Raw genomic sequence first — 23,082 nt, 5'->3', positions numbered from 1 at the left:
TCCTGGCGCGCGGTTGTGGCGCCACTTGGCGTGATTAGCGCATAACGTGCAAGATTGTGCGCTCTCCCTGAGCAAACTGTCGGGAAAGCTCGCCGACGTTGGCCGGACTGTGTGACGCCTCAGCCCTCCGATGGTTTGATGCCCTGAGCAAACGACCGGAACAGCGCCCGACCTTCCGGCCAGTCGCTCAACCCGCTCTTGCCGTCGATATGGCCGACGGCGCCGGCTTCGGCGAACCGGCTGCCCCATTGCGCCGCCCGCATCTGCGCGTAGCCGATGGTGCCGAAGGGGTCGTTGGAACTCGCGACGATAAGGGAGGGAAAACGGAAGCGTTCCGTCGGGACCTTGGCGAAGCTGGCAGCCTCCGCCGGGAAGGCCGCAGACGTCGGATCGGGAAGCGCCACGAGAAAAGCGCCGGCGATCGGACGGGTGCGGACCGCATGCCAATGGGCGACGAGCAGACAGGCAAGGCTGTGGGCGACGAGAAGCGGTGGCTCGCTTGCTGAGGCAATGGCGCTGTCGAGCGCCTGGATCCAGTCGGCAAGCTGCGGACGATCCCAATCGCCGGGTTGGAAACGGCGCATGTGAGGGTCTGCATACTCCCATCGGGTTTGCCAGTGCGCTTCGCCGGAACCGCCGATGCCGGGCAGGATGATGATATCGTTCATGTCGTCCTCTCATCTTGAATATGGGGGAGACTGCCAGCTTCCCTTGACCATCTGAATGCGCAATCATCGGAAAGTGCGGCCGTTTGCCGATGGATTAAAGGTGAAACATGGCGGTTGACCGTTCTGTCCTCGACCCGACCGATATCGCGATCATCGAGGTATTGCAGGAAGACGGACGCATCGCGATCTCGGAGCTCGGGCGGCGTATCGGTCTGTCGCAGCCGGCGACCTCGGAGCGGGTCAAGCGGCTGGAGGAGCGCGGCATCATTTCCGGTTATGGCGCACGCATCGATGCGGCACGCCTCGGGCTTGGCATGATGGCGGTGATCCGCCTGAAGACGACGCACGAACATATCCGTGCCTGCCTCAAGCAGTTTTCCGAGATGCCGCAGGTGATCGAGGTGCTGCGGCTGACCGGCGAGGACTGTTTCCTTCTCAAGGTGCTGGTGCCGACGCCGGGCGAGCTTGAAACGATCGTCGACACGATCGCGCGCTATGGCGCCGTGACGACGTCGCTTGTCTTGAGCGGCGAGCCGGAAAAGCCGATCGGGCGGGCGCTGATCCAGCGGGTCTGAGACTGGGCTGGGCACGCTTCGACTTGATGAAAGTCAATGCAGAACGCGAGAGGACGCGGGATAATTCAACCATAGGCCAGGCACGTCCGTTCGGGTGACCGTCAGGGGCGTTGCCGGCCACGGACGCTCGAAGGGCGAGCGGGAAGCGGGCGAGGGGAAGCCATGAGCGATGCAATTGCCTATTTTCGTCGGACACCCATACTCTGGCTGATCGTCTTCGTGCCGATCGCGATCGCCGGCGAGCACATCTGGCCGGACGCCCATACGCTGCTCTTCCTGCTGTCGGTGGCGGCGATCGTGCCGCTGGCGGCGCTCCTGAGCCAGGCGACGGAGGCGGTTGCGGCCCGCACCGGCGACACGGTCGGCGCGCTCTTGAATGCAACGCTCGGCAACCTGACCGAGCTCGTCATCGCCCTGATGGCGCTTGCTGCCGGCCAGTATCTGCTGGTCAAGGCCTCGATCGCCGGCGCGATCGTCACCAACACGCTGTTCATGCTGGGTGGTTCGTTTCTGCTCGGCGGGCTCAAGTTTCACCTGCAGGAGTTCAACCGGGTGAATGCGCGCTTTCTGGCGAGCCTCCTGTTCATGGCGACGATCGCCGTACTCGTGCCTTCGCTGATCGGTGCTGCCGACGGCCAGCCGCAGACGGCTTTCACCCAACAGCTGAGCGCCGGCCTCTCCGTCCTTCTCATCATCACCTATGGGCTCTGGATGCTGTTTTCGCTGAAGACCCATCGCGAGCTGTTCGTCTCGGCCACCTCTGAGCATGGCGGTGATGAACCGCACTGGCCGCTGGCGACGGGCATCATCGTGCTGCTGGTGGTGACCGTTCTTGTGGCGCTCGTCAGCGAAGTTTTCGTCGGCTCGGTGCAGGTCGCGGCCGAAGAGCTTGGCATGACGCCGGCCTTCGTCGGCTTCGTCGTCGTCGCGCTCGTCGGTGCTGCGGCCGAGATGGCGACGGCTTTCTCCGCTGCGCGCAAGGATCGGCTGGACCTGAGCGTCGGCATAGCGCTCGGCAGCGCCGTGCAGATTGCGCTCTTCGTCGCGCCGCTGCTGGTGCTTCTGAGCTACGTGCTCGGGCCGCAGCCGATGGACCTGCAGTTCTGGCCGGGGGCGATCGTGATGATGCTGGTCGCGACCATGGCCGCGACGCTGCTTTCCAACGGCGGGCGGTCTGCCTGGTACATGGGCGTGCTGGCGCTCACCGTCTACGTGATCTTCGCCATGACGCTGTTCCTGCTGCCGCCGCAGGTGTAGCCCTGCGGTCGGCTGAAATCAGCGCCCGCCGGCCGCAATCAGGCTGCGGGCGCAGTCGAGGATGGTGGCGTTCACGGGCCTCGGCGCAAAGCCAAGCAGGCGCCGGGCTTTGTCGGATGACAGCGCAAACTTGCGACCGAGCAGCGGGGCCAGCGGCTTCAAATCGGCGCTGAGCGGGGCCAGCAGCCGCACGAGCGCGGTCGGCAGCCGTCGCGTCGGCACCTTGCGGCCATCGACGCCGAGGCCCAGGCGCAGCGTGGCGGCGATCTCCTCCATCCATTGGAAGTCGCCGGCGGCGAGAAAGCGTTCGCCTGCGGCCTCAGGCGCGGTCATGGCGGTGACGTGCAGGTCGGCGAGATCGCGTACGTCCACCACCCAGAAACCGAGGCGCGGCAGGAACCGCGGCCGGCCGCCAACGAGGCCCCCGATGATCTTCACCGAGCCGAGATTTTCGCTCGAAAGCACCGGACCGAAGACGGCGCCGGGCAGCACCGTGGCGAACTCCGTCGCCTTGCCCTCCATGAACTTCCAGGCGGCACGTTCGGCGAGGATCTTGGAGACCCGGTAATTGTCGAATTGCGGGTCGTCGGGGTCGGCCCAGCGCGTCTCGTCGCTGGCAAGGCCTGAGTCCAGCGGCGGCCGGGTCGTGGCGGCCGCCGAAGTCATCACCACACGCCGGACGCCGGCATCGACGGCGGCGGAAAGCACCCGCAGCGTGCCTTCGCGGGCCGGCATAACATAGGCGTCGCGACCGCCGCCGGGAATGCCGCCGAGCGGCGAAGCGACGTGCAGGACATAGGTGCAGCCCTCCATCGCCTCGGCCCAGCCGTCATCTCCGGTCAGATCGGCCCTGGCGAAGGACAGTTGGTCTGTCGCGTCGCTGACGGCGGCGATCGAGCGCCTGACGGACTCTGCCGTTGCGAGATCGCGCAAGGTGGCGCGAACGTGGTATCCGGCTTCGAGCAGAGAGACGATGCACCAGCGGGCGACGAAGCCGGTGCCGCCGGTGACAAGAACACATTCATTCATCGGTTTTCATCTTCTTTCGTTGCGTCAGTCGCAGGTCCTGTGCATGGCCGCGAAGGGCTTGCGCCGGCTGATCCGGTAGACGGAGGCGGGCGGGAAGTTTCTGATGGTGCCGCCGATGCGCCGGGCGCGAAGGCCGAGCCGGTCGAGCAGCGGCCGCGGGATGGGGCAACGCGGACCGTAGGTGAACTGGTAGAGGTGGCCACCCGGCCGCATGTGCAGGAAAATACCGGAAAGGATTGCCATAACCTTGCGGGTGGGCATGGAGAGCAACGGCAGGCCGCTGACCGCAGCGCCGATGCCTGCGGGAATTTCGGAATGACCATCGGCAAGCCGCGCCGCGTCGATCGAAAGAATGGTGGAGGCCGGGAAACGCGCCTTCAGGACGGCAGCAAAGTCAGGGCCGGATTCGACTAGCACAAGGTCTTCCTCGCGCACGCCCCGCTCGATCAACGCGCGCGTGAAGACACCGGTGCCGGGACCGAGTTCGAGCACCGGGCCATAGCGAGGGTCGATCTCGCGCGTGATCAACCGGGCAAGCGACCGGGAGGACGGCGTGACCGAGGCGACGCGCAGTGGATCTGCGAGCCAGGAGCGGAAGAAATGCAGGCTGTCGCCATAGGCGCAAATGCTGGTCACGTGAGGCTCCGTGGATGGAATGAAGGCTGTCTTGCAAGGCGCGTTGCAGCGGCAAGTCTACGTCTGTATACTTCCGATTCATGATCATGTCTACAGGTGTATACTAAGGAGGGGCCATGCCTGCCAAAAAGGGGGCTGCTGAAAAAGGGGGCGCAGAAAAGCGGCCTGCCGAAAAGGACGGGCGCCGCCGCGACGCGAACGCCACGCGCGCCGCAATTCTTGAGTCCGCACGCTCCGCCTTCATCGCCTCGGGATATGAAGGCGCCGGTGTGCGCGAGATCGCTGAAGGGGCCGGGGTTACGGCGATGCTGATCAACCGCTATTTCGGTTCAAAGGAGGGGCTCTTTGCCGAAGTGCTTTCGACCGCCAACCAACGGCCGATCATCGCCACGCCGGAGACGCTCAGCGCACCGGACCGGGCAGCGCGCATCGCAAGCGCGCTTTTGAAGGTGACGGAGCCGGAGGCAACCGCGCTCGACGGCTTCCTCATCATGCTCCGCTCGATCTCCAACGAGCGTGCGGTCGATATCGCGCGACAGGTGGTCGAAAGCCACCACCAGAAGAACGTCACTGAGGCGCTTTCAGGCCCGGATGCAGGTCAGCGCGCGGCGCTGCTGATGTCGCTCGTCGCCGGCGTGCAGATCATGCGCCAGGTGGTGGGGCTGGAAGCGCTGAACAAGGGGCATGACGCCGAGCTCGAGCGCCTGCTCGGTGATCTCGTCGCCAGGCTTGTCGATGAATAGGGGGTGCCTCCGTGCGCTCCGGCAGGGATCGCAGGCCTCTCACGGAGGCAGGCTTGGAGCGCGGGGGTCTATTTCGGGGCGTTCATATCGAACACGACCCAGCGGAAGAACAGGTAGATCGCGCCGAAACTGAGGAGGAGAGGTGTGAGCACGGAAAGGTCAAGCATCTCATTGCCTTTGTTTTTAAGCTGCATCATGCAGCCAAGCTAATTTGCCACGGCAAATGTTAATGGCCGGTGCATGCGGACGCGGCCGACCTCCAAAATTGCTCTGGTATCTGCCGCTTGACCTCAATCATGCTTGAGCTCTTACAAACCTCTCCATCGGCGTTCGCCCGAACGCCATCTCCGGCTCGGATCCGGCCCGAGGAGCCAACAATACGCGACATGGAGGATGCATGACCGAGCAACTGCTTTTCCGAAATCTGATGAGGATTACTCCCGGCCATCTCGAACCGTTCCGCGAGGCGGTGCGCAGCGCGATCGCCTTCGTCGAAGAGCATGCGCCGCAGTTGATGGTGCAGACGTTCATCGACGAGAAAGAGATGCAGGCGGTGAGCATCCAGCTCTACCGCAATTCTGAGGACGTGCTCCGGCACTGGCAAATGTCGGATGCACACATCAACGACGTCTCCGCGCACTGCTCGGTGGAGCGGCTCGAGGTCTATGGCAATCCGAGCAAAGAGGTGGCCGCGGGGCTGGCGCCGTTCATCAACGATGGCCGCGGTTCCATCATGCCGTCGCTTGTCGGGTTCTCGCGGTTCTAGCGATAGGGACTGCGACGCGCCGGAGAGCCGGCGCGTCGCGCGCAGATCAGCCTGACGGAGCCGTTGCGGGTCGTTGGCGCGAGGCCTGCCACAACACCAGCAGCGCGACCGCGAGAAGCAGCGCGTCTGCAGTCGGCATGGCGAACCAGATGCCGGGTTCGCCAAAGCTCGACGCGAAGAGTGCGACCAGCGGCATGGTGAAGAGATAGGGCCTGGCAAGCCCCAGGATCGCCGCCCGGCGCGCATCGCCGATCGCCTGGAAATAGCTGCCGAGCATGATCAGCGGTCCGGAGAAGACGTACATCGCGACCATCACCGGCATGATGCGCGCGACGTCGGCGATGACCGCATCGTTGTCGACGAAGGTCGCGCCAATCGGCCTGGCAAAGCCGAGGAGCAGCACCTCGACGGCGAGGCAGTAGAAGAACGCCACAAGCATGCCAAGCCGCAGCATCCTTTCTGCCCGGTCCGCGAGGCCGGCGCCGACATTGTTGCCGACGATCGCCTGCATCGCCTGGCTCAGGCCCAAGAGCGGCAGCAGCGCGAAGGATGCCGTAGGCGGCGACCGTGGTGGCGTAGTTTTCGGCCGCCGTCTTCTGCAGCGCCGCCATGATCGTCACCGACACCAGCGCCATGCCGATGAAGCCGAGGCTCTGGGGGCTGCCCAGCGCGATCATGCGGCTCCATCCCGTCAGCGGATTATGCCGGAGGAGGGCGGAGAGCCGCAGTTCCGTGCGTCCGAACAGGCGGAAGAGGGCGATGAGGCCGAGCGCGAGGAGCTGCGCCAGCACGGTGCCGGTCGCGGACCCCGCGACACCCATGTCCAGCAGCGCGATCAGCACATAGTTGAGGGCAAGGTTTGCGACCGAGACCAGCAGGCTGAGGCCGGCCATCAGCCCGGCGCGTCCCTCGCATCGGAGCGCATCCGATTGCACTGCCAGCAGGAACTGGACGGGCGCGCCAAAGATGATGATCGCGATATAGCGCTCGGCCATGCCGGCGAGCGGCCCCGGACCATTGGTGAGCGTCAGCACCAGGCGGTCGCCAACGGCTGCGAACAGCGCGATCAGTGCAACAGCGATCATCAGCGCCAGCATGTGGGCGCCGGCGAAGACGCCGCGGGCTTCAGCAAAGCGGCCGGCGCCGAGATGGCGGGCAAGCAGGCTCGCCATGCCGCTGACGACGAGGGTGGCCAGCGCCACGGTGAGAATGAAGATCGGAAACACCGTGGTCACGGCGCCGACGGCTTCGGCGCCGACATAGATGCCGAGCATGATGGCATCGGCCACCGTCAACAGCCCGTTCATGCTCATGACGAAGATGATCGGCAGCGCCGTTTTCAAGAAGGTCGCGCCGAGCGGCGCGGTCAAGTAGGCATTCGGCTTGGAGTTGTCCTTGGACATCCCGCGCTCCTGTTCTCGCATTTCGATTGGGAAGAGGAGGGGCTCGCATTGCCTGCCACACGAAATGCGATCGGGGCGAGAGGTATCGTCAGAAGTCAGATTTCACCGAGACTGGAAGCCTGCGAGCGGCGGGGATCTGAAGCCCGGAAAGGGAGGTAGCGCCAAGCCGCATCGCCGTCAAGCCAGGGGCCGATGACCCTTGCGCGTCATGAGACAAGCGGTGCCTTGCCGTGGTCGCTATGGGCCTGTTCGCGCAGCTTTCTCGGACGGTTTGCGCAACAATGTTCCGAGAAAGCGCCGGATCGTGTAATGAAAAGCCGTTGACGCCTCAGGCATTTGTGTTTATCAACTCGGCCCATGAAAAATTTTGCGGTTATTCTTGTGGTGGGACGGCGCATGGGCAGGATGGTGTAACCATCCGGCGGTAGCCACCCATGCGCTGAACGAGGCTCCTGACGGGGCCTTTTTTTATGCCTTCAAACAAGCTAAGCACCCAACTGGGAAAAGGGACGGAAGCAAGTCAATGAGCGGTACAGAAAACCAGATGACAGGCGCGGAGATCGTTCTCCAGGCACTGAAGGACAATGGCGTCGAGCATATCTTCGGCTATCCCGGTGGCGCCGTGCTTCCGATCTACGACGAAATCCACCAGCAGGACGATATCCAGCACATCCTCGTTCGCCACGAGCAGGGCGCCGGCCACATGGCCGAAGGCTATGCCCGCTCCACCGGCAAGGTCGGCGTCATGCTGGTCACCTCCGGCCCAGGTGCTACCAATGCGGTGACGCCGCTGCAGGACGCGCTGATGGATTCGATCCCGCTCGTCTGCATCTCCGGCCAGGTTCCGACCTCGCTGATCGGCTCGGACGCCTTCCAGGAATGCGACACGATCGGCATCACCCGGCCTTGCACCAAGCACAACTGGCTGGTTCGCGACGTCAACGATCTCGCCCGCATCATCCATGAGGCCTTCCGCGTCGCCCAGTCCGGCCGTCCGGGCCCGGTCGTTGTCGATATCCCGAAGGACGTCCAGTTTGCGACCGGCACCTACACGCCGCCGTCTGCCGTCCCGACCCAGAAGAGCTACCAGCCGAAGAAGCAGGGCGATCTGAAGAAGATCGAGGAAGCGGTCGAACTGATGCGCAATGCGCGCCAGCCGATCATCTATTCCGGCGGCGGCGTCATCAACTCCGGCCCCGAAGCCTCGCATCTGCTGCGCGAATTGGTCGAGCTCACCGGTTTCCCGATCACCTCGACGCTGATGGGGCTTGGCGCCTATCCGGCCTCCGGCAAGGCCTGGCTCGGCATGCTCGGCATGCACGGCACCTATGAGGCCAACATGGCGATGCATGACTGCGACGTCATGATCTGCATCGGCGCCCGCTTCGACGACCGCATCACCGGCCGCCTCAACGCGTTCTCGCCGAACTCCAAGAAGATCCACATCGACATCGACCCGTCGTCGATCAACAAGAACGTCCGCGTCGACGTGCCGATCCTCGGCGATGTCGGCACGGTTCTGGAAGACATGGTTCGCCTCTGGCGCGCCGCTTCCAAGTCGACCGACAAGGCACGTCTCTCGGACTGGTGGGAGATGATCACCAAGTGGCGCGCCCGCAATTCGCTCGCCTATGCGCCGAACGACGACGTCATCATGCCGCAATATGCGATTCAGCGGCTCTATGAGCTGAGCAAGGACCGCGACACCTACATCACCACGGAAGTCGGCCAGCATCAGATGTGGGCAGCCCAGTTCTTCGGCTTCGAACAGCCGAACCGCTGGATGACCTCGGGCGGCCTCGGCACCATGGGCTACGGCTTCCCCGCGGCGATCGGCGTGCAGGTCGCGCATCCGAATAGCCTCGTCGTCGACATCGCCGGTGACGCCTCGATCCAGATGTGCATCCAGGAAATGTCCTGCGCGGTCCAGTACGGGCTGCCGGTCAAGATCTTCATCCTCAACAACCAGTACATGGGCATGGTGCGCCAGTGGCAGCAGCTGCTTCACGGCAACCGCCTGTCGCATTCCTACACCGAAGCGATGCCTGACTTCGTCAAGCTGGCGGAAGCCTATGGCGGCGTCGGCATCCGTTGCGACAAGCCGAGCGAGCTCGACGCAGCGATCCGCAAGATGATCGACACGCCGGCGCCGGTTATCTTCGATTGCCGCGTCGCCAACCTCGCCAACTGCTTCCCGATGATCCCCTCGGGCAAGGCCCACAACGAGATGCTGTTGCCCGACGAAGCCACGGACGAAGCGGTCGCCAACGCGATCGACGCCAAGGGCCGTCAGCTGGTCTGAGATAGGTAGAGGAACCACTCACATGAACGCACACCTTCAACCGACCGGCTCCGCCTACTTCATCGCCAAGGAGACCGAAGTCGCCGAAACCCACACGCTTTCGGTTCTCGTCGACAACGAACCGGGCGTCCTTGCCCGCGTCATCGGCCTGTTCTCCGGCCGCGGCTACAACATCGAGAGCCTCACGGTTTCGGAAACGGAACACGAGGCGCACCTGTCGCGCATCACCATCGTGACGCGCGGCACGCCGCACGTGCTCGACCAGATCAAGAACCAGCTGGAACGGCTGGTTCCGGTCCACCGCGTCGTCGACCTGACCGTGCGCGCCGCCAGCCTGGGCCACGACCGGCCGATCGAGCGCGAACTGGCGCTCGTCAAGGTACACGGCTCGGGCGACCACCGCGTCGAGGCTCTGCGCCTTGCCGACGCCTTCCGCGCCTCGGTCATCGACGCCAACATCGATCACTTCGTCTTCGAAATCACCGGTAAGCCGTCGAAGATCGAGCAGTTCATCGCCATCATGAAGCCGCTCGGCCTCATCGAGGTCTGCCGCACCGGCATCGCAGCGATGAACCGCGGCCCGCAGGGCATGTGATTTTGCCGAGGTGAGGGGCTCGCGTGCATTCTTGCGCGCGAGATTTTCCGAGCGGGATTGCCCCTCGCACTTTGTGCGGAGGCTGCCCCTCTCCCCGCAGGCGGGGAGAGGGGCGCTCGCACCGAGCGAGCCGCTTCTTTCCTCCTTCATGATGACCGTCCATCAAAGGCACGCTTCTGCTGAAGATGCTAAGCGCTCGCGGTTCAAGGGAACCGGGCGCCCGCTGCACGTTTCCTTCTCCCTGCTTGCGGGGAGAAGGTGGCCGGCAGGCAGGATGAGGGGCCGCCGCAGTTGCAGCCGAAACCTCCCGGCCGGCCGGATGATCCGTGCACGCGCTTGCGACCGAAGCCGCCAGACGTCACGCGCGTGGTTGACTTCGCACGGCATTTCTCGCCGAGTATTCCCTCAGAAGATTTCTCACGATCGCAGGTGCCCGATGAATTCTACCAAGATGAAGGCCTTGGTCCTTACGAGATATCGTGGTTCCGATGCCGCGGAGTTGCGCGACGTGCGGCGCCCACGCGCAGCGCGCGGCGAGGTGCTTGTCCGAGTGCATGCCGCCGGCCTCAATCCGGTCGACTACAAGACGCGCGACGGCATGCTGAAAGTCGTCCAGCGCTATCCCTTGCCTGTCGTCATGGGCAACGAACTCTCAGGCGTCGTCGAGGAACTGGGAGAAGGCGTCGCGTCGTTTGCGCCGGGCGACCGGGTCTTTGCGCGCATGCCCAAAGACACCATGGGGGGCCTTGCTGAGTATGCCGTCGTGCCCGAACAATTCCTGGCGAAGATGCCTGCATCGATCGACTTCAACACGGCAGCCGGCGTGCCGCTTGCCGGCCTTACCGCCTTGCAGGCGCTGCGCGACGAGCTTCATGTGGGGCGGGGCAGCCGGATCTTCATCCCCGGTGGCGCCGGCGGTGTCGGTACCTTCGCCATTCAGCTGGCGAAATGGCTGGGCGCGGAGGTCACGACGACCGCATCGCCCCGCGGCCGCGCGCTGGTCGAAGCGCTCGGCGCCGACGTGGTGATCGACTACACGAAGGAGCGCTTCGAGGAGCGCTTGCGCGACATGGACGGCGCCTTCGATCTGCTGGGCGGCGAGACGCTCCTGAAATCCTTCGGCGTCGTCAAGCGCGGCGGCAAGGTGGTTTCCATCGCCGGCATGCCCGAGCCCGAAACCGCGCGAAAGGATCTCGGCCGCGGTCTGTTCCTCAGGGCGCTGTTCTGGCTTGCGTCCTATAAGATACGCGCCGTCGCCCGGAAACACGGAGTCTCCTACCGCTACCTCTTCATGCATCCTGATGGTGCCGAGCTTGCCGAACTCGCAGGCCTCATCGACGCCGGGACGGTCAGGCCGGTGATCGACCGCGTGTTTGCACTGAACGATGTCGCCGAAGCCTTCGCCTATCTGGAATCCGGCCGCGCCAAGGGCAAGGTGGTGGTGGAGATTGCGGGCGTCACTGCGTAATCGACGCTTGCAGTGGCGGTTCTTTGCGATAAACCGCAGCGCGCAGGAGGCCGACGTTTCGTGAGGATGGTCCCTCGCTCCCTTTCTCTCAGGGACGGGCAGGTTGCCAACGGCCTATCGGAGCGAGTGAATGCGTATTTCCATTTCACCGCAAGTCCACTGGTCTTAGGCTGTCACAGACCCGGAATGCTCTTGGTTTGGTCGGCGATGAAATCGCAAAATCGCCGAACGCGAAGCGGTATCATCGAGCCGAAGGCGTGCACCACGTTGAGAGGCTGCGGCGGCAGGTCCAGTTCAGTGGAGATATCGATCAGCCGGCCGTCGTTCAACTCGTCCTGAACCACACACTTCATGAGCAGTGCCGCCCCCAGACCGTGGAGTGCCGCTGCCCGCAGTGCCTGCCCGGTATCGCAATCCACGCGGCCCTGCGGTGAAAACTGCTTGCCGCCCGCAAAGACCATCGGGCTCGGATGACCACGCACGATGTACCGGGCGAAGGGAAGAGCCGAGGCCTCGTCTACTGAACGCGGCTTGCCGTGTTTTTCGAGGTAAGCCGGAGACGCGACGATCACCATGTTGACATTCGCTAGCTTTCGTACGCGCAGTTCGCCTTGGCCAGTGCCGCCCACGCGGAAGGCCACGTCGTAATCCTCCCGGATCAAATCAACTTGCCGGTCTGCGAGCCCCACCTCCAGCTTGATGGCGGGGAAGGCCGATGCGAAATCTCGAAATATCGGGGTCAAGAAGTAGCGGGCAAGATCGCTTGGCATGCTGAACCGAATTCTGCCGGCGAGCGTGTCCTCACGGCTGGCGACCTCGTCCGACGTATCAAGCTGGCGCAGGAGAGGAGCAACCTTGTCGAACAAGGATTGCCCTTCGAAGGTTAGAACCAATGCTCGCGTTGACCTCAGGAACAGGCGGGCCCTGACCAAGGTCTCCAACCTTCCGACGCTCCTCGAGACGGCAGACGGCGATGTCCTCAGGATCTTGGCCGCAGCGCTGAACGAACCGCTCTCCACGGTCCTGACGAACGCGATCAAGCCAGGCGTCTCGTTCAGCAGATTAGGCATCTACACCTCGCAGGCACATGTCATGTGCTCATGAACCCGCTAATGCGCCGTCCAAGGCATCTCTATCTCCATGACACCTAACATGGAGACGAAAATGAAAACACTTCAAGGAAAGGTCGCCGTCATTACTGGCGGCAACAGCGGCATCGGAAAGGCGACCGCCAAGCTCTTTGCCGAAGAAGGCGCCCAGGTCATCATCACGGCTCGACGCCAGGACCTTCTAGACCAAGCCGTTCAGGAAATCGGCTTCGGCGCGATCGGCATCCAGGGTGACGTGGCTGATCTCGCCCATCATCGGGCGGTCGCGGGCACAGTTGCGGAACGATTTGGCGCGGTCGATATCTACCTTGCCAACGCGGGCGTGATCGACCTCAAACCGACCGAGGCAATCTCCGAAGAAGCCTATGACCGGCATTTTTCCATCAACACAAAGGGTGTCTTCTTCGGCGTTCAAGCCATCGCTCCCATCATGAACGAGGGCGGGAGCATCATCATCACCAGTTCGCTGGCGGCGACCAAGGTTCTCCCGAACCATAGCGTCTATGCCGGTTCCAAAGCTGCCGCAGCGGCGTTCGCGCGCAACTGGGCGATCGAGTTCAAGTCGCGCCGCATTCGCGTGAATGTTCTCAGCCCGGGGCCGACGGACACGGAAATCCTTGGAAAGCTCGGAATCTCCGAGGCTGAACGCGGACCCTTTCTCGAGCACATGGCCGAGACGATCCCGGCCGGACGGCTGGGCACGTCCGGGGAGCTTGCCAGTGCGGCACTCTTCCTCGCTTCGGATGCCGGTCGCTTCGTCAACGGCATCGAACTCCACGTCGACGGCGGAATGTTGCTTGTCTGACCGATAGCGGATGTCGCCGAACAGCAGCGAGGGCGTTTGATTGAACCGTCATCGATGTTGCACCGACTGCGCGTCCGGCGCGCAGTCGGGCCGAGCGGCTGAGGGCGCGGTCAACGTTATCGCGACGCTTCTCTCAAATCATCTCCAGCGACCGCTTGCGCTTCGGCGGCGGGAAGGCGTGGTCGAGGGCGGCGAGGTCTTCGGCGGTCAGGTGGATGTCCATTGCGTCGCGGTTTTCGCGGAGGCGGTCGGCCGAACCGGTCTTGGGGATCGAGATGACGCCGGGGCGGGTCTTGAGGAAGGCAAGGGCGATCTGGGAGGGCGTCGCCTGATGCGCCTTGGCGATGTGAATGAGATCGGGGTGGCGCAAGAGCCGACCTTCGTCGAGCGGAGAATAGGCCATGATGGCGATGCCTTGGCTCTGGCACCAGGGCAAAAGGTCGTATTCGATGCCGCGGCGTGACAGGTTGTAGAGCACCTGGTTGACGGCGACGTTTTTGCCATCCGGCACGTCCAGCAGCTCCTCCATGTCGTCGACATCGAAGTTCGAGACGCCCCAGGCGCCGATCTTGCCTGATTTCTTCAACGCCTCGAAGGCGGCAACCGTTTCCGCCAGCGGGTAGCCGCCGCGCCAGTGCAGGAGGTAGAGATCGATATGGTCGACGCCGAGATGCTTCAGGCTGCGCGCGCAGGCGGCCTCGGTGCCAATGCGGCTGGCGTTGGACGGCAGCACCTTGCTGACGATGAAGGCCTTGTCGCGGCGCCCGCGCACCGCTTCGCCGACCACGCGCTCCGAGGCGCCGTTGCCATACATTTCGGCCGTGTCGATCAGCGTCAGGCCGAGATCGAGGCCGAGTTGCAGGCTCTTCACCTCATCGGTCTTGCGTGCTGCGCTGTCGCCCATGCGCCAGGTGCCTTGGCCGAGAACCGGGATCGAGCGGCCGTCGGGAAGTGTCGTCGTCGGGATCGGATCATGCATGCTGTTCTCCTCGCGGCCGAAATTGCCCACAGCGGCCGCAGCTTTCAAGATGCGCCTCTCACGCTGTAGCACTTTGACGTGCGCCCTGTTGCTATCCGTAAAAGCGGAAACGCTTTCAGGAAATCGGCGGGTAGCGGGCAATCTAGCGCATCCCGCCGGTCTTTCGAGCCTTCATCCGGCAAGCCGCCCGCGCTCTTTTTCCATGCGCTGCAGGATCTCGACGAAGGCGCGCACGCGCGCCGGGCGGAAATGGGAGGGTGGATAGACGACATGGATACCGCCCGAGGGCAGCGACCAGTCGGAAAGCAACCGCACCAGCCGGCCTTCGGCGATGTCGGTTCGCACCTGATAGTCCGGCAGCACGGCAAGCCCGATGCCGGCGACAGCGCAGCAGTGGGCGGAATCGGTGCTGTCGGCGGTCACCAGCGCCTTGCCGTGGATTGCCGCCCCGTTGCCGGAAGCATGCGTGAAGGTCCATTCCAGCGGCGCCTTCAGCGCGCCGTTGGCGATCCAGTCTGCCTCCATCAATTGATTGGGGCGCGTGATGTCCCCGAGCTTTGCGGCATAGGCGGGCGCAGCGATGAGGTGCTGCTGAAACGTGCCGATGCGTTTTGCCCGTTCGCTGGAATCCACCAGCCAGCCGGCGCGAATGGCGAGATCGAGGCGGTTCTCGATCATGTCGAGAACCGTGTCGTTGAAGCTCAGCTCCACCCGCATGGCGGGATAGGCCGCGAGATAGGCGGCGACGGCGTTGGTTACGACCTTGGCGCCATAGTCGAGCGGCGCCGTCAGCGTCAGCGTGCCGCTCGGGATCTCGGTTTCAGCCGAGACCGCGCCGACGGCCTCATCGGCATCGCGCAGGATCAGCGCGCAGCGCTCGTAGAAGCGCTGGCCGGTAGCGGTCGGGCTTAGCCGCCGTGTGGTGCGCACGAGCAGGGTGGTGCCCAGCTCCTTTTCGAGCTGGGCGACCTGATGGCTGACGGCGGCTTTGGCAAGCCCGAGCCGCTCGGCAGCCGCGGTGAAAGAGCCGCACTCGACTACGGCAACAAAATGCGAGAGGCGATTTAAGTTTACAGTCATTCGAAATTCTTCGCGATTGTCTGAAGTTGTCAGACAGTCTGTTCGGACTGCCGGGCTTTTTCAAGAGCGCCCGTGCCGTCATCCTGCCGGGCACGACAAAAGCCCAAGGAGACCCCATGCAGATCCAGTTGACCCGGCGGACCGCACTCAAGACGGCAGCGGCGGCCGGCGCCGCCATCCTCATTCAGCCGGTCGGTGGCCGCTTTGCCAATGCGGCCGCAGCGCTCGAATGGCGCTATTTCCAGGCGGATGATGCCGGCTTCAACCGTACACCGGTGCTGCTGACCGGAAAGAGCGAGGCGATCCTGATCGATGGCGGCTTCACGTTTTCCGACGGCCGGGCGGTGGCCGAGGCGATCAAGGCAACGGGCAAGCGGCTGACGACCATCTATGTCAGCTGCAACGACCCGGATTTCTATTTCAGCCTCAAGCCGATCGTCGAAGCCTTTCCGGATGCGAAGGTCATCGCCGCTTCGGCAACCGTCGAGGCGATCAAGGCCAATGTTGAAGGAAAGCTTGAAACCTGGGGGCCGCAGTTGAAGGACAATGGCCCGCAGACGCTCGCCGATGTGGTGATGCCGACGCCTGACGACCGCACCGCGTTGACGCTCGAAGGCAGCACGATCGAGATCGTCACGATCGAGGGGATGATGGACCGGCGCTATCTCTTCGTGCCGGAACTGCAGGCGATTTTCGGTGGCGTGCTCGTCTATTCCGGCTCGCATGTCTGGGTGGCCGACGAGGCGACGGCGGAAGGGCGGCAGAAATGGATCGAGGCGCTCGATGCCATGGCGGCGCGCAAGCCCGCGATCGTCGTGCCGGCGCACAAGAGCGCGGGCGGGCCGGAGGGCGTCGAGGCCATCCGCTTCACCCGCGATTATCTCGCAGCCTTCAACGAAGCGGCGGCCGCCGCCAAGGACAGCGGCGAGCTGATCGCAGCGATGACAAAGCGCTATCCGGATCTACCCGGCGTCTCGACGCTCGAGCTCGGCGCCAAGGTCGCCAAGGGCGAGATGAAGTGGGGCTGAGGCCGACCACCGTTCTTGCACAGGCGAGGCGGCGACCGGTCACATGAATGTACGGATGCTGAAAGCGGTGCGCACCAAGACCAAGGACACTGTTACTTTAGGAGTTCAAAGGCGCGAACAAATCCCGGAAACGCATTGGTAGCGACGCCCGTCGCGTAGATTTCGGCTGTGCCGTCGCTGCTGCATGTGATGGCGATTGTGCCGTCGATTTGGAGAAATAGAGCGACTGCGCCACCGTCCCACGGCACCAGCTTCCAGTCCCTTCCACCTGTGACGAGACGCATGACCTCCTGCTGCACCTTCTGACATTCGGTGAAGGATGGCGTTGTCATAGACTGCCTCTCCTCTGATCGCGCCATGGCTGGGGCCGTGAACACGAAAGTGGCGAGAGCGGCAATAATCGTCCTCCTCATTGTGGCCTCCTACCCACGTGTATGACAGCGAGAGTACACACACGGCTGAGGCTGGACAACGACGGGCTTGGGGGCGTTGTCATCGCATGCCCCCCATCAACCGAGGCCTCTCGGCAGGCCGCTCAATCGACCCGACTGGTCGCTTCCTTGCTCCGACCATCTACCGTTGAGCCGGAGCCCGAGAGGCGTGTAGGGACCCTGATGGCCTCAAGTAAGATTCCGCGAGGCCCATCCCACCGGGGCCCGGCACGACATAACGGGGTCTGAGGGACGCAGGGCCCAGGCGGATACCCTAGCGCTGCCCTAGGTCCAAAGTCGTACGAACGTTGTAGCCAAATTGCTGTATTATAACGGTTTTTTGGCGATTTATCGGCGAGGGGAAACTTGTCACCATGACAAGTTCGCGGCTGATGCCGGCTAATAGGTCAATTATGCTGACCCAATTGACCGGGAGGAAACCATGCAGGCCGATACGCTGCTGGCGCTGTTTTTGTTCGCATTCACCACTTCGATCACGCCGGGGCCGAACAACATGATGCTGTTCGCGTCGGGCGTGAATTTCGGTTTCGTGCGCACCATCCCGCATATGCTGGGCATCGGCGCCGGCTTCTTCCTGCTGCTCATCGCCGTCGGTTTCGGCCTCGGTGCGCTGCTCCATTCCGTGCCGGTCGTTTACACGGCGCTGAAGTTCGCAGGCGGTGCCTATCTCATCTGGATCGCCTGGAAGATCGGCACCTCGCGTTCGCTGTCCGAAGGCAAGGCCAGCGCACAGCCGATGACCTTCATCGGGGCTGCCGCCTTCCAATGGGTCAATCCCAAGGCGTGGGTCATGGCGGTGTCAGCGATGGCGACCTATACCAGCAGCGAAAGCTACCTCTTCAGCGTGCTCGTCGTCGGCGTCGTCTTTGCGCTCGTCAATGTGCCGAGCGTTTCCACCTGGGCGGGCTTCGGTTCGGCGCTGCGCCAATGGCTCTCGGAACCCTCGCGGCTGAAATGGTTCAACATCACCATGGCGGTGCTTCTCGTCATCAGCCTCTGGCCGATGCTAAAATAGTGCGAATTGTGGTTTCATCAGCATCAGCCAGAAGATGCCGGTGACGGCGAAGAAGGCCGGGAAGCCGCAGGCAAACCAGATCGCATAGAGCCGGTCGAACTCCGGCGGTAGCGGCGCACCGTTGGCCGTTGCAAGCCGGGCGAGATCGCGCAGCCGCAACTGGATCCAAACGACCGGCAGCCAGAAGACGCCGGTGACGACATAGAGGATCAGCGACAGCGCGATCCATCCTTCCGTCAGCGACCAGCCGATGCTCGTCGCGAGCAGGTAGCCGGTGATCGGCTGGAGCAGCACCGCTGTCGCGGTGAAGACCGTGTCGGCGACGACCACCGTTGCGGCGACGTGCGCGATCAGCCGGGCATCGCGCGTGCGCCTGGCCATCAGCATGAAGAAGGCGATACCAGCGCCGGTGCCGAAGAGCACCGCGGCACCGATAACATGGGCAAGGCGCAGCAGAACTTCGAGCATCATCAGCGTTCATCCAGTATGGTCAGCGTCGCCAGCGTGAGAAGCAGCGACGGCAGCACCTTGACGAGCGGCCCGAGCGGATCGGCCCAAAGTTGGGGTTCGATGAGGGTAGCGGAGGCGAGATAGGCGACCGACAGTGCGAGCATGCCTAGATGGCGGACATGATACATTCGGAGCTGCGTGGCAAATGATCGCCGGCAGCGACAGCCGGCTTGCTCGGTGGCCTGGTCCGAACCGCATCGGACCAGACTTGTTATGGTGACAATTGCGGGTACCCGCGGGCGTTGAAATCGATTTCGAATCCGGGGTTTATGCGCTACGACTTTATGAGGAGGCAGCGCCATCTTTGTGCCTGTGATGGCACGGCGTTGCGAGGAGCCAGGCAATGTCCGAACACCATCATGGCCACGATCATCACGATCACGACCATCACCACGACAACCATTTCACCGACATGGAAGCGCGGGTGAAGGCGCTGGAGACGGTGCTGACAGAGAAGGGGTTGATCGACCCGGCGGCGATCGATGCGATCGTCGAGACCTATGAGACGAAGATCGGTCCGCGCAACGGCGCGCGTGTGGTCGCCAAGGCCTGGGTGGATCCGGAATTTGCCGAGTGGCTGAAGAGCGATGCGACGGAAGCGATCGCCAGCCTCAGTTATACCGGCCGGCAGGGCGAGCATATGCGCGCCGTGTTCAACACGCCCGAAACCCATAACCTCGTCGTCTGCACGCTCTGTTCCTGTTACCCGTGGTCGGTGCTCGGTCTGCCGCCGGTCTGGTACAAGGCGCCGCCCTATCGTTCGCGCGCCGTCATCGATCCGCGCGGTGTGCTCCAGGAATTCGGCCTGACGCTTCCCGAGACGACGCGCATTCGCGTTTGGGACTCGACGGCGGAACTGCGTTATCTCGTGATCCCCGAGCGCCCGGCAGGGACGGAAGGGTTCAGCGAGGACGAGCTTGCTGCCCTCGTCACCCGCGACGCGATGATCGGCACGGGCCTGGCACTTTCTGCGGAGGCGCTTCGATGAACGGTCCACACGATCTCGGCGGCGCCCACGGCCTGGGCCCGGTGGCGCCTGAAAAGGACGAGCCCTACTTCCATGCGGAGTGGGAAAAGCGGGCGCTCGGCGTCACGCTTTCCTGCGGCGCCTTTGGCGCCTGGACGATCGACGAAAGCCGGCATGCGCGCGAAAACTTGGCCCCGGCGACCTATCTCTCGGCGAGCTATTACGAGATCTGGACGCGGGCGCTCGAAACGCTGTTGAAGCGCCACGGATTCGTGACCCAGGCCGAACTCGATGGCGGCCACAGGCTGGAACAGGGTGCGGCGCCGAAACGGGTGCTGAAGGCCGACATGGTGGCGGGAGTGCTCGCCAAAGGCGGCCCCTGCGATCGTCCGGTCGAGGCGCGCCCACGCTTTGCCGCCGGCGACCGTGTGCGCACGAAAAACTTCAATCCGGAGACCCATACGCGCCTGCCACGCTATGCCCGTGCCAAGCTCGGCCGGGTCGAGGCGGTGCAGGGCTCTTTCGTCTTTCCTGACGACAACGCCCATGGCCGCGGCGAAAATCCACAATGGGTCTACACGGTCGTTTTCGATGGGCCGGAGATCTGGGGCGAGGGCGCCGACCCGACGCTGACCGTCTCGATCGATGCCTGGGAGAGCTATCTTGAGCACGTGTAAGGTGACATCGCCGCTGATTGCCTCGGCCGAACTGCCGAAGTCACCGGAGGGCGATCCGGTCTTTGCCGAGCCCTGGCAGGCGAACGCCTTCGCCATGACCGTGCGCCTGCACGAAAAGGGTGTGTTCTCCTGGCCCGAATGGGCAGAAGCGCTTTCGGCCGAACTTTACAAACCCGGCCGCAAGGCCGATGCCAGCGACTACTACGACTGCTGGGTGGCCGCACTCTCGCGCCTCGTCACGGAGCTTTCGCTCGCCTCCGGTCGAGAACTGGAAGACCTGACGCTGAGCTGGCAGCGCGCGGCGGAGGCAACGCCGCATGGGCAACCGATCGTGATCGAGAACGATCCGCTGCGGTGAGGCGGCCTGCCGGTTCCATCATATGGCAACTCGGTGCGCTGCAAAGGCATCGCATCATTGCGGTGACTGTGCGGCGCTCTCGGCCCTGCGAGCTTCCAGATCGGTGAAGAGTGAGTAGGCGACATAATATTTGTAGATGTTGCCGACATACTGCACGGTCTCGCGGCCGATCACCTTCGCCGCCCCGTTCTCGACATTGCCGAACCAGATGTTCGGATCGAGCCCCATTTCATTGGTGATACGGCGGATCTTGCGCAGGTTTCCGGGGCCGGCATTGTAGGCGGCGAAAGCAAGCAATGTCCGGTTGACGGGATCGAGGCCCGGCTCATTGAGATAGGTGGTGATCAGATAGCGCATGTATTTGGCGCCGGCTTCGATGTTGCGGTTCGGATCCTTTTCTACGCCGTTAATGCCGACCGACTTGTCGGCGGCCGTTGTCGGCAGCAATTGCATGATGCCAACGGCGCCGCGCGGGCTGCGCTTGCTCTGGTCGAGTTGCGATTCCTGATAGCCCTGCGCGGCAAGCAGCAGCATGTTGAAGTCGTAGGTGGTGGCGTGTGTCTCGAAGAAGCCACGCAGGGTGCGATACTTTTCAAGCTCGGAGCGCTCGTAGGCGGCACGCACCATCTTCTCGCTCTGGTAATAGCGCTTCTTCAGAACGTTGCCGAAGGCGGTACCGACCTTGTGGGTCTTGATGAAGGCATTCAAGGTGGCCGCGAGCTTCGGGCTGTCCCTGCGGATGGCCCAAGCGATCTCGCCTTCCGCAGCAATGGCGATATCCTCATGCAGAACGACGCGATCGAACACGGTTGCCCATATGCGCGCCTTGTGATCATCGACGACGCACCAGGGAAGAAGGCCAGCATTGACCATCTCCATCAGGTCCTCGTCTTCCAGGTTTTCGTCGATCGGCCGGATATCGATCCCGGTATTGCCGGATGCCTTCAGGCGGGCGTTCAGCGCGCCGAGGTGTTCGAAGTAGCTGCTGCTCTGCCGCGCGAACACCGTCTTTCCGCCGAGGTCGTCAAGCGTTGCGATCGACTGGGCCGACGGACCCGTCACTAGTATTTCGTTGACGCCCGTTGCCAGCGGATCGGTAAAGTCGACGACCTCCTTGCGCGAGGGCGTGATCGTCAGGTTGGCGGCAACGATGTCGCCGCGACCCTCGACAAGGGCCGGAAGCAACAGATCCCGGCTGGTTGGCACATAGACGACCTTGATCCTGTCGATCTCCTTTTTCTGGTCCTTGTTGAGTTCCTCTGCGAGCGCATTGCCGGTCTCCACCGCTGTGCCCAATTGCTCGCCGCGGTCGATGAAGTAGATCGTCTTGCTGAAGGGAACGAGAATGCGGATCAGGCGGCGTTGCTGCATGCCGTCGAAATCGCCAGTCCAGGCGCGGTAGCCGGGTGTCTGCTCCTGGGCCCGAGAGTTGCCGGGCGAAAGGCCTGCAAGGCCTAGGGCGGAAAGGATAAAAAAGGCGCGTGCCAATTCTACCCGCGCGACGACAGCGAGAAGCGTGAACATTGCCCAGACCCCCATAGTTGCTCTCTAGCCGGCCACAGGGCCAAAGTTGCCACGCTCTGGCCCAGACTGGATGGATTGAGATTACGCTCCCTGCAACCGTAAACAAGCAGTTTGGAATATGTGGCATTCGGTGGCTGCAGTGGTGCACGGACACTGTCGAGGCGCGGGAACTGCCGAGATGTCATCGGCAGGGACGTGTTTGTCTGGTGCCGTAGTAGGTTGCCTGATCCAGATCGGTGAGCAGGTCAGGCCCAACAGGTTTCCACCCGAGCAAGGCTCGCGTCCGGGCGCTGGACGCGGCCATGTTGCCGCCGGCCATGCCGGCAAACCAGCCGAAATGCGCGCGCGGGCGGGCTTCGACCGGCAGGCCGAGATTTCGGCCGATGATCTCGGCGATCTGTCGGAACGGGATCTTTTCGTCCGCCACAGCGTGGTAGACGCTCTCGCTCGAGCCGCTTTCGAGCGCAAGCCGATAGACCCGTGCTGCATCATCCCGGTAGACGCCCGACCAGCAATTGGCGCCATCATCCAGATACGCCGAAACGCCCGTCTGGCGCGCAAGACGCACGAGGATCGGGACGAAGCCATAGTCACCCAGGCCGTGAACCGAAGGCGCGAGCCGGACCGTTGCCGCCCGAACGCCGCGCTCGGCAAGGGCACGGGCAGCGGCTTCGGATTTGCGCGGCACGGCGGCATTGGGCCGATCGGTTTCCGTGGCACCGAGCGGCAGCCCGGCGAGACCCGAGGTTACGAGTAGCGGCCGATCCGATCCGGCGAGACCCTCACCCAGAAGCGCGATGACGCGCTGATCCTCGGCCGCACTTTCCAGGAAACTGGAAAAGTCCTGGTCGAGCGGGCCATGGACGAAGTCATGCCTGAAGGCCGTGTGAATGACGGCATCGGCTTGCCCTGCGGCCCGCTGCAGGACCGCCGCGGACTCAAGCCCGCCTTCGACGACCGAAGCCCCGGTTGCGGCGAGGGTTGCGGCCTTTTCCCTGGAGCGTGCCAGGCCGGACACCCTGTGCCCCGCCGCGATCAGGTCCTTGACCACGGCCGACCCGACCCAGCCGGTCGCGCCCGTTACGAATACATGCATTGCAGTTCTCCTTGATGTGGTGCCCTTGCGTGGGCGTAAG

The 23,082-nt window shown here is 63.5% G+C and carries 24 protein-coding genes and 2 pseudogenes; 13 read left to right on the top strand and 13 right to left on the bottom strand.

Annotated elements, in window-relative coordinates:
• Window positions 1-119 precede the first annotated feature (119 nt).
• Entirely contained in the window at window positions 120-668 is a 549-nt protein-coding gene (locus IB263_RS09925; protein ID WP_192438432.1) for an alpha/beta hydrolase, read from the bottom strand.
• A gap of 107 nt (window positions 669-775) precedes the next feature.
• Here IB263_RS09925 and IB263_RS09920 point away from each other — a divergent pair, with 107 nt between their 5' ends.
• Together IB263_RS09920 and cax are read left to right on the top strand one after the other, a co-directional pair.
• Complete coding sequence (locus IB263_RS09920) at window positions 776-1,243, top strand: Lrp/AsnC family transcriptional regulator (RefSeq protein ID WP_112985277.1); 468 nt, start codon at window positions 776-778, stop codon at window positions 1,241-1,243.
• Window positions 1,244-1,405: 162 nt separating this feature from the next.
• Window positions 1,406-2,500, top strand: coding sequence for a calcium/proton exchanger (cax, locus tag IB263_RS09915; RefSeq protein WP_034792668.1), 1,095 nt, complete (start codon window positions 1,406-1,408; stop codon window positions 2,498-2,500).
• Window positions 2,501-2,518: 18 nt separating this feature from the next.
• Here the strand turns inward: cax and IB263_RS09910 are convergent, their stop codons facing one another.
• Complete coding sequence (locus IB263_RS09910) at window positions 2,519-3,529, bottom strand: NAD-dependent epimerase/dehydratase family protein (protein ID WP_192438431.1); 1,011 nt, start codon at window positions 3,527-3,529, stop codon at window positions 2,519-2,521.
• Window positions 3,530-3,553: 24 nt separating this feature from the next.
• Window positions 3,554-4,165 carry a class I SAM-dependent methyltransferase gene (locus tag IB263_RS09905; protein ID WP_090294282.1) on the bottom strand — a complete coding sequence of 204 codons (612 nt, stop codon included), beginning with the start codon at window positions 4,163-4,165 and terminating at the stop codon, window positions 3,554-3,556.
• Window positions 4,166-4,281: 116 nt separating this feature from the next.
• Between IB263_RS09905 and IB263_RS09900 the strand changes: the two genes are divergently transcribed.
• Together IB263_RS09900 and IB263_RS09895 are read left to right on the top strand one after the other, a co-directional pair.
• The gene (locus IB263_RS09900; protein ID WP_063979478.1) at window positions 4,282-4,908 is read left to right on the top strand and encodes a TetR/AcrR family transcriptional regulator; all 627 of its coding nucleotides are present in this window, start codon (window positions 4,282-4,284) and stop codon (window positions 4,906-4,908) included.
• A gap of 397 nt (window positions 4,909-5,305) precedes the next feature.
• On the top strand, window positions 5,306-5,674 hold the full coding sequence (locus tag IB263_RS09895; RefSeq protein WP_034792678.1) for a hypothetical protein: 369 nt from the start codon (window positions 5,306-5,308) through the stop codon (window positions 5,672-5,674).
• A 46-nt stretch (window positions 5,675-5,720) separates the two neighbouring features.
• Here IB263_RS09895 and IB263_RS34075 read toward each other — a convergent pair whose 3' ends face one another.
• Window positions 5,721-6,185: an MATE family efflux transporter gene (locus IB263_RS34075; protein WP_246810989.1), complete on the bottom strand. Its 465-nt coding sequence runs from the start codon at window positions 6,183-6,185 to the stop codon at window positions 5,721-5,723.
• Window positions 6,186-6,573: 388 nt separating this feature from the next.
• Window positions 6,574-6,948 (bottom strand): annotated as a pseudogene (locus tag IB263_RS34070) (MATE family efflux transporter); the annotation flags it as partial.
• 652 nt (window positions 6,949-7,600) lie between these two features.
• On the opposite strand from IB263_RS34070, the gene IB263_RS09885 reads away from it, so the two are divergent.
• The 3 genes from IB263_RS09885 to IB263_RS09875 all read left to right on the top strand — a co-directional run bounded on the left by IB263_RS09885 (window position 7,601) and on the right by IB263_RS09875 (window position 11,442).
• Window positions 7,601-9,379, top strand: coding sequence for an acetolactate synthase 3 large subunit (locus tag IB263_RS09885; RefSeq protein WP_034792684.1), 1,779 nt, complete (start codon window positions 7,601-7,603; stop codon window positions 9,377-9,379).
• Between the two features lie 22 nt (window positions 9,380-9,401).
• Window positions 9,402-9,974: an acetolactate synthase small subunit gene (gene ilvN / locus IB263_RS09880; protein ID WP_034792687.1), complete on the top strand. Its 573-nt coding sequence runs from the start codon at window positions 9,402-9,404 to the stop codon at window positions 9,972-9,974.
• 436 nt (window positions 9,975-10,410) lie between these two features.
• Window positions 10,411-11,442 carry an NADP-dependent oxidoreductase gene (locus IB263_RS09875; RefSeq protein WP_234798700.1) on the top strand — a complete coding sequence of 344 codons (1,032 nt, stop codon included), beginning with the start codon at window positions 10,411-10,413 and terminating at the stop codon, window positions 11,440-11,442.
• Window positions 11,443-11,615: 173 nt separating this feature from the next.
• Here IB263_RS09875 and IB263_RS09870 read toward each other — a convergent pair whose 3' ends face one another.
• Window positions 11,616-12,512, bottom strand: a complete 897-nt coding sequence (locus tag IB263_RS09870) for a LysR family transcriptional regulator (protein ID WP_192438430.1) — start codon at window positions 12,510-12,512, stop codon at window positions 11,616-11,618.
• Window positions 12,513-12,606: 94 nt separating this feature from the next.
• On the opposite strand from IB263_RS09870, the gene IB263_RS09865 reads away from it, so the two are divergent.
• Window positions 12,607-13,356 carry a glucose 1-dehydrogenase gene (locus tag IB263_RS09865; RefSeq protein ID WP_060605423.1) on the top strand — a complete coding sequence of 250 codons (750 nt, stop codon included), beginning with the start codon at window positions 12,607-12,609 and terminating at the stop codon, window positions 13,354-13,356.
• Between the two features lie 133 nt (window positions 13,357-13,489).
• Here the strand turns inward: IB263_RS09865 and IB263_RS09860 are convergent, their stop codons facing one another.
• Both IB263_RS09860 and IB263_RS09855 read right to left on the bottom strand, forming a co-directional pair.
• Complete coding sequence (locus IB263_RS09860) at window positions 13,490-14,335, bottom strand: aldo/keto reductase (RefSeq protein ID WP_192438429.1); 846 nt, start codon at window positions 14,333-14,335, stop codon at window positions 13,490-13,492.
• A 171-nt stretch (window positions 14,336-14,506) separates the two neighbouring features.
• The gene (locus IB263_RS09855) at window positions 14,507-15,415 is read right to left on the bottom strand and encodes a LysR family transcriptional regulator (protein WP_192438428.1); all 909 of its coding nucleotides are present in this window, start codon (window positions 15,413-15,415) and stop codon (window positions 14,507-14,509) included.
• Window positions 15,416-15,531: 116 nt separating this feature from the next.
• On the opposite strand from IB263_RS09855, the gene IB263_RS09850 reads away from it, so the two are divergent.
• Window positions 15,532-16,443 (top strand): MBL fold metallo-hydrolase, encoded by a 912-nt coding sequence (locus IB263_RS09850; protein ID WP_192438427.1) that lies wholly within the window; start codon window positions 15,532-15,534, stop codon window positions 16,441-16,443.
• Window positions 16,444-16,535: 92 nt separating this feature from the next.
• Here IB263_RS09850 and IB263_RS09845 read toward each other — a convergent pair whose 3' ends face one another.
• Window positions 16,536-16,775, bottom strand: coding sequence for a hypothetical protein (locus tag IB263_RS09845; RefSeq protein ID WP_127889203.1), 240 nt, complete (start codon window positions 16,773-16,775; stop codon window positions 16,536-16,538).
• A gap of 541 nt (window positions 16,776-17,316) precedes the next feature.
• Between IB263_RS09845 and IB263_RS09840 the strand changes: the two genes are divergently transcribed.
• Window positions 17,317-17,910 carry a LysE family translocator gene (locus IB263_RS09840; protein WP_034792716.1) on the top strand — a complete coding sequence of 198 codons (594 nt, stop codon included), beginning with the start codon at window positions 17,317-17,319 and terminating at the stop codon, window positions 17,908-17,910.
• Here IB263_RS09840 and IB263_RS09835 read toward each other — a convergent pair.
• On the bottom strand, window positions 17,902-18,378 hold the full coding sequence (locus tag IB263_RS09835) for a DUF2269 domain-containing protein (RefSeq protein ID WP_192438583.1): 477 nt from the start codon (window positions 18,376-18,378) through the stop codon (window positions 17,902-17,904). The two genes, IB263_RS09840 and IB263_RS09835, sit on opposite strands and share 9 nt — an antisense overlap.
• A 2-nt stretch (window positions 18,379-18,380) precedes the next feature.
• A pseudogene (locus IB263_RS34065) lies at window positions 18,381-18,527 on the bottom strand (DoxX-like family protein); the annotation flags it as partial.
• Between the two features lie 236 nt (window positions 18,528-18,763).
• Here IB263_RS34065 and nthA point away from each other — a divergent pair.
• The 3 genes from nthA to IB263_RS09815 are packed head-to-tail and all read left to right on the top strand — an operon-like array spanning window position 18,764 to window position 20,422.
• A complete protein-coding gene (gene nthA, locus IB263_RS09825) occupies window positions 18,764-19,408 on the top strand; it encodes a nitrile hydratase subunit alpha (protein WP_192438425.1) in 645 nt (214 codons plus the stop codon).
• Entirely contained in the window at window positions 19,405-20,064 is a 660-nt protein-coding gene (nthB, locus tag IB263_RS09820) for a nitrile hydratase subunit beta (protein ID WP_192438424.1), read from the top strand. Before nthA ends, nthB begins: the two co-directional genes overlap by 4 nt.
• Window positions 20,033-20,422 (top strand): nitrile hydratase accessory protein, encoded by a 390-nt coding sequence (locus tag IB263_RS09815; protein ID WP_090294265.1) that lies wholly within the window; start codon window positions 20,033-20,035, stop codon window positions 20,420-20,422. Before nthB ends, IB263_RS09815 begins: the two co-directional genes overlap by 32 nt.
• Window positions 20,423-20,476: 54 nt before the next feature.
• Here IB263_RS09815 and IB263_RS09810 read toward each other — a convergent pair whose 3' ends face one another.
• Both IB263_RS09810 and IB263_RS09805 read right to left on the bottom strand, forming a co-directional pair.
• A complete protein-coding gene (locus tag IB263_RS09810; protein ID WP_192438423.1) occupies window positions 20,477-21,946 on the bottom strand; it encodes a lytic transglycosylase F in 1,470 nt (489 codons plus the stop codon).
• A gap of 181 nt (window positions 21,947-22,127) precedes the next feature.
• Window positions 22,128-23,042: an SDR family oxidoreductase gene (locus tag IB263_RS09805; protein WP_192438422.1), complete on the bottom strand. Its 915-nt coding sequence runs from the start codon at window positions 23,040-23,042 to the stop codon at window positions 22,128-22,130.
• Window positions 23,043-23,082: the final 40 nt, after the last annotated feature.

Origin of the sequence: Ensifer sp. ENS03, from assembly GCF_014852035.1 — a bacterium.
Taxonomy (GTDB): Bacteria; Pseudomonadota; Alphaproteobacteria; order Rhizobiales; family Rhizobiaceae; genus Ensifer; species Ensifer adhaerens.
The sequence above is the reverse complement of the archived record's forward strand: the minus strand, read 5'-3'. Positions and strand labels throughout refer to the sequence as shown.

Bases quoted from the DNA above. Each gene is read 5' to 3' on its own strand.
- IB263_RS09925 (WP_192438432.1), bottom strand. From the start codon at position 668: ATGAACGATATCATCATCCTGCCCGGCATCGGCGGTTCCGGCGAAGCG.
- IB263_RS09920 (WP_112985277.1), top strand. From the start codon at position 776: ATGGCGGTTGACCGTTCTGTCCTCGACCCGACCGATATCGCGATCATC.
- cax (WP_034792668.1), top strand. From the start codon at position 1,406: ATGAGCGATGCAATTGCCTATTTTCGTCGGACACCCATACTCTGGCTG.
- IB263_RS09910 (WP_192438431.1), bottom strand. From the start codon at position 3,529: ATGAATGAATGTGTTCTTGTCACCGGCGGCACCGGCTTCGTCGCCCGC.
- IB263_RS09900 (WP_063979478.1), top strand. From the start codon at position 4,282: ATGCCTGCCAAAAAGGGGGCTGCTGAAAAAGGGGGCGCAGAAAAGCGG.
- IB263_RS09895 (WP_034792678.1), top strand. From the start codon at position 5,306: ATGACCGAGCAACTGCTTTTCCGAAATCTGATGAGGATTACTCCCGGC.
- IB263_RS34075 (WP_246810989.1), bottom strand. From the start codon at position 6,185: ATGCAGGCGATCGTCGGCAACAATGTCGGCGCCGGCCTCGCGGACCGG.
- IB263_RS09885 (WP_034792684.1), top strand. From the start codon at position 7,601: ATGAGCGGTACAGAAAACCAGATGACAGGCGCGGAGATCGTTCTCCAG.
- ilvN (WP_034792687.1), top strand. From the start codon at position 9,402: ATGAACGCACACCTTCAACCGACCGGCTCCGCCTACTTCATCGCCAAG.
- IB263_RS09875 (WP_234798700.1), top strand. From the start codon at position 10,411: ATGAATTCTACCAAGATGAAGGCCTTGGTCCTTACGAGATATCGTGGT.
- IB263_RS09870 (WP_192438430.1), bottom strand. From the start codon at position 12,512: ATGCCTAATCTGCTGAACGAGACGCCTGGCTTGATCGCGTTCGTCAGG.
- IB263_RS09865 (WP_060605423.1), top strand. From the start codon at position 12,607: ATGAAAACACTTCAAGGAAAGGTCGCCGTCATTACTGGCGGCAACAGC.
- IB263_RS09860 (WP_192438429.1), bottom strand. From the start codon at position 14,335: ATGCATGATCCGATCCCGACGACGACACTTCCCGACGGCCGCTCGATC.
- IB263_RS09855 (WP_192438428.1), bottom strand. From the start codon at position 15,415: ATGACTGTAAACTTAAATCGCCTCTCGCATTTTGTTGCCGTAGTCGAG.
- IB263_RS09850 (WP_192438427.1), top strand. From the start codon at position 15,532: ATGCAGATCCAGTTGACCCGGCGGACCGCACTCAAGACGGCAGCGGCG.
- IB263_RS09845 (WP_127889203.1), bottom strand. From the start codon at position 16,775: ATGACAACGCCATCCTTCACCGAATGTCAGAAGGTGCAGCAGGAGGTC.
- IB263_RS09840 (WP_034792716.1), top strand. From the start codon at position 17,317: ATGCAGGCCGATACGCTGCTGGCGCTGTTTTTGTTCGCATTCACCACT.
- IB263_RS09835 (WP_192438583.1), bottom strand. From the start codon at position 18,378: ATGCTCGAAGTTCTGCTGCGCCTTGCCCATGTTATCGGTGCCGCGGTG.
- nthA (WP_192438425.1), top strand. From the start codon at position 18,764: ATGTCCGAACACCATCATGGCCACGATCATCACGATCACGACCATCAC.
- nthB (WP_192438424.1), top strand. From the start codon at position 19,405: ATGAACGGTCCACACGATCTCGGCGGCGCCCACGGCCTGGGCCCGGTG.
- IB263_RS09815 (WP_090294265.1), top strand. From the start codon at position 20,033: ATGCCTGGGAGAGCTATCTTGAGCACGTGTAAGGTGACATCGCCGCTG.
- IB263_RS09810 (WP_192438423.1), bottom strand. From the start codon at position 21,946: ATGTTCACGCTTCTCGCTGTCGTCGCGCGGGTAGAATTGGCACGCGCC.
- IB263_RS09805 (WP_192438422.1), bottom strand. From the start codon at position 23,042: ATGCATGTATTCGTAACGGGCGCGACCGGCTGGGTCGGGTCGGCCGTG.